Source organism: Sutterella sp., from assembly GCF_030539355.1.
GTDB lineage: Bacteria > Pseudomonadota > Gammaproteobacteria > Burkholderiales > Burkholderiaceae_F > Sutterella.
On record NZ_JAUNSF010000084.1, the window covers coordinates 8083 to 12869 of the forward strand.

The 4787-nt window shown below is 62.9% G+C and carries 3 protein-coding genes; all 3 read left to right on the forward strand.

Annotation, left to right across the window (positions count from 1 at the left end; translation table 11 throughout):
- On the forward strand, positions 1–1119 hold a 1119-nt coding region (locus Q4F91_RS10315; protein WP_303337411.1), incomplete at its 5' end, for an AAA family ATPase.
- A gap of 6 nt (positions 1120–1125) precedes the next feature.
- Positions 1126–1416, forward strand: coding sequence for a hypothetical protein (locus Q4F91_RS10320; protein ID WP_303337412.1), 291 nt, complete (start codon positions 1126–1128; stop codon positions 1414–1416).
- 25 nt (positions 1417–1441) lie between these two features.
- Positions 1442–4787, forward strand: a 3346-nt coding sequence (locus Q4F91_RS10325; RefSeq protein ID WP_303337414.1) for a contractile injection system protein, VgrG/Pvc8 family, incomplete at its 3' end; no start/stop codon positions are given.

The following is a 4787-nucleotide window of genomic DNA, read 5'->3' on the forward strand; positions in this document are numbered from 1 at the left end:
GACGAGGCCGCTCCCGACGCCGCGGCGCTCCGCGCCGAGCTGCGTGCCAAGCGCGCCGAGCTCTCCGCGCTCCAGGGCGAGTCGCCGATGGTGCTCACCGAGGTTGATGAGCAGGCCGTCTCGACGATTCTCGCCGAGTGGACCGGCATCCCGCTCGGCAAGATGGTGAAGGACGAGATCGCCTCCGTCCTCGGCCTCGCCGACGCGATGAAGAAGCGCGTCGTGGGCCAGGACCACGGCATCGATCTTATCGCCCGCCGCATCACGACGGCGCGCGCCGCGCTCGCCGATCCCGAGAAGCCGATCGCGGTCATCATGCTCGCCGGCCCCTCGGGCACCGGCAAGACCGAGACGGCGCTCGCGCTCGCCGAGCAGCTCTACGGCACCGAGAGGAACCTCGTCACGATCAACATGAGCGAGTTCCAGGAAGCGCACACCGTGTCGACTCTGAAGGGTGCGCCTCCGGGGTACGTGGGCTACGGCGAGGGCGGCGTCCTCACCGAGGCCGTCCGCAGGAAGCCCTACTCCGTGGTGCTCTTGGACGAGGTCGAGAAGGCCCACAAGGATGTCCACGAGATCTTCTTCCAGGTCTTTGACAAGGGCCGCATGGAGGACGGCGCGGGTCGTCTCATCGACTTCCGCAACACCGTGATCATCCTCACGACGAACGTGGGCGACGACGAGATCATGGCGCTCTGCCAGGACGAGGAGCACTACCCCGACCAGCAGATCCTGCAGGAGGCCGTGCGTCCGGCGATGCGCCGCGTCTTCCCGGCCGCGCTCCTCGGGCGCCTCTCGATCGTTCCCTACTATCCGCTCTCGCAGAAGGCCTTGAACCTCATCGTGGAGCTGAAGCTCAGGAAGATCGTCAAGCGCGTGCGCGCCAACTACCGCGCCGAGCTCGTCTTCGCGCAGGGCGCGCGCGACGAGATCATCCGCCGCTGCGACAACATCGCCTCCGGCGCCCGCCTCATCGACGCGATCGTCTCGAACGATCTGCTGCCCGAGGTGTCCGCCGCGTTCCTGCGCAACACCATGGAAGGCAAGACTCTGCGCCGCTGCACGGTGGACGCAAAGGACGGCGCCTTCACGTACGAGTTTGAGAACGCCGAGGAGTGAGACATCATGCCCGCGCCGATCGCAACAATGCAGAACACCACTGCCACCGGGGACATCATCATGGGCCCGGGGTGCCCGAAGCGCCTCTTCAAGGGGATGCCGGTCTCGCTCGTCGGTGACGCCGTGACCGGCGCGGCCTGCGTGGGCACGGTGACGACGTCGACCGTCGTCAAGGTGCTCGTCCAGGGCCGCCCCCCGGTGAACCTCGGCAGCACCGTGGTGGGAACGAATCCCGCCACGGGCGTGCCGGTGACAACCGCCGTGGCGGTGTGCACCAACATGACGACGATCATCTGACGCCGGTGATGGAGAACGAAAGCGAATGACTGAAACCATCAGGAGTTTCAACAACTCGATTGACGCCTGCGTGTTCAGGCTTGATCTCTACTGTGACTCGTCACTTTTCAATGTGACGGACGCGACCGACGTCGGCCTTTATGAACTCAGGATCGACGAGGCGCTCTCGGGCGACTCGTCCGCGGAAGTGCTCATCTACTCCAGAGTACCGGCGAGCACCGCCGCCCTCTCCGCTGCCATCGGCAAGGAGGCCCTGCTGACGATCTCCCGCAGGGAAAAGATCCGGAAGGACGACAGCAAGGTTCAGGATGCCAACCGTTTCTTCAAGGGCGTGGTCACGGACGTCTCCGTGATCGGCGCGCTCTTCCAGGGCTCGGTGAAGAAGAGCGTCACCGCGGGCGCCGCTCCGAAGTGGACGGAGGCCTTTGCCTACCGCATCACCCTGAAGCCCGGAATAGCGCTTCTCGCGAACACGCGCCGCACCCGCTGCATCACGGACAACGTGGCGGCGGGAGCGGTGTCCGTCGTGATGAAGGACAACGGTCTCACGGTCCACTCGCTCAAGGCGCAGTCGGACACGGCGGAGGATCTGACCCAGATGCTCATCTTCGAGCAGCGCGACGAGTCCGATCTGGCGTTCATCCGCCGGCTTCTCCACACTTACGGCCTCAACCTGCGCATTGGTCAGCCCGCGAAGGCATCGGAAGAGATCCGCTACGACCTTTCCCGCACCTGGGTGTACGGCGCCGACACGGAGCCGCCGAAGCTCAAGGCGGACCAGTTCATTCTGACCTCGTGGCACATGAACCTCGGCACGCCGCCCGATGCCGTCACCGTGAACGGGACGGACGGCGGCGGCGAAATCTCCGTCGCAGCGACGAAGAAGCATATCGTTCAGGTTCCTGACTCGCCCTTCCGCGGCAAGCGCGCCGTGAGCAAGGCCGGAACAGGTGCCAGTCTTGATGTGACCCGAGAGACGCAGATCGGCAACAAGCTTCGTGACTCGACCCGCTGCAGGATCGCCGGTGCGATCGAGGCCGCGGCAAGGCGCCGTGCCATCCGCGCCGACGGCGAGGTAGAGGCGCTTGCGATCGTCCCGGGCGTCAACATCGTGGTGAAGGGCTTCAATGCCTCCGCCGACACCGAGGGCACCGTCTTCTACATCACACGCGCCTCGATGTACTGCCGCACCACGTGGCCGACCACCCTCGTCGCCCTCCCGCAGGGAAGGTCGAGCTCCTCGAGCTTCTCGCAGAAGGTCGAGGCCGTCGAGTACGCGTCCGATGAGATCTGCGGGTCGTTCGCGCCGGAGCCTGCTCCTGAGACGCAGAGGGCCGCGGGTCTCTACCAGGGCACCGTGACCAAGGTCTCGGGGAGCATCGTCTCCGCGCAGGACATGAGCGACACGCCTGCGCTCTTCAACGTCCAGATCCAGGGCACGGGCGCGACCGTCGTCGCCGAGACGCTGCGCCTGCTCTCGCAGGGCTCCGGGGCGACGCCGGCGATGCCGCGCGAAGGCGACCAGGTGCTCCTCACCGGCGACCAGGGTCGCTACTGGATTCTCGGCGTCATCGGGAAGAGCACGGCCGCCGCGAGCGAGATCAGCCGCGTGCGCGCCGATGCGCTCGACGCCGTCGGGTTCGCGGGCGCAGCCTCGTCGGTGACGCTGCGCAGCACAAGCCCGGACGCGCTTTCGCGCGTGATCGATCTCATGATCTCGGGCGACCTCTTCCGTGTGATCACCGTGCTCGCATGGAAGGCGAACAAGGCGGACCTCCTCGCGGCCTGGGAAAAAGACAGGTTAACCGTCGATGCGGTGCTCAGGGAATACTGGACCGCCAAGCAAAATCTTGAGAACGAGCTCCAGAGCAGCAGCAAAGACAAGATCAGCGCGGCTCTCGCGGCTTTCGAGACGAAGGCCAAGGCGGTCTCCAAGAAGGCTGCCGAAATCGCGAAGACCTATGACAAGCTCTTCATTTCAAACAAGAAGCTGCAGACGACGGGCGAGCTCACGATCTCGTCCCAGGGCGAGCTCGGCGAGTATTCGAAGAAGCATCTCGTCGTCGCCGACGACAAGTACTTGCTCAATGCCGACAGCGCGTACATCTCGGCCGACGAGATCAACCTCTCCGCGAAGACGAAGATCAGTCTCTCCGTGGGCGGCAGCAAGATCACGATCTCCCGCGACGGCGTGAACCTTGCCTCGAACAAGTGGATGCACGGCGCCAAGGGCGCCTTCAGCTCCACGATCAGCTGCGACTCGACCAAGGGCGTGACGATCATGGGCATGGCGCTCAACTTCAAGGGCACGTTCTCGAGCGGCATCTCCGACTGCTTCGGCGGCTCCGTCAAGGCAAGCTACGGCAACGTCTCCATCTCGGGCAACGAGGTGGGCACGAAGACCAATCAGATGTGGCAGATGCTCTACAACCTCTGCGATTTCACGCTGATGAGCGCGCTCCAGGCCGCTGCCTCCACCCCGTCGACCAAAGCTCAGGAGGAACTCTCTGCGACGATCATGACCCAGATCATTGTTTCGCAGATCATTCTTGAGGTCAAGAAGGTCTACACGAGCTGGACCACCAAGAAAAGCGAGCATGTCTGGACGGTGGTCGAGACCATCATCGATGTGATTGATCTCGTCGAGATATTTATGAATGCGGAGGAGGCGATCAGGCAGGCGGTCTACGTCTCTCAGGACAGAAAGTCCGAGTACGTGAACGTGTATGACAAAGTGCTCGGGAATTCCAACGTGTCCCCGCGTGACTTATGTCGACTGGCGACATTCGCCGGCAAGCTCACGGTCATGCTGAATACGGTGATTCCGCTCATCATGAAGACCTCGGCGACCGCCACGGGTGCCTCCATCAAGGTCTCCTCCGGGGCCGGCATGAAGGTCGACGTTGCGGATTTCACGGTCGGCAGTCAGAAAGGCATCACGCAGTACGTAAGCCCTGCATCTGGGTTACCGGATCTCAGCACCGGCACGGCTGCGGATATTGTCCTGCCTGCCCTCCAATTGGCGAGAGACGCTATTTCGCAGACGACGGCAATCAACATTGACTCCCGCAGTCTCACGGGGACAAATATCTTCGCTCCCAAGCTTGATATGGCGGCCGCAACTACCCTCACCACTAAGGCTACCAACGTAATTCAGAACAGCGCCGGGTGGGCGGTTGATGCGAAACTTGGTGTCGTTGATGTTAAGAATATGACGAGACTTTACAACACTGATCTTATTACGATTACGTCGAGCACCGAAAAAATCACGTCAAAGACTATCAATAATAGCGTGGTTATTAATAACAACGCCCTCGAACCAGGGCTAACGCATGAGATTTCAGTGGGCCGCCCCTTGACTTCCGCCTGCG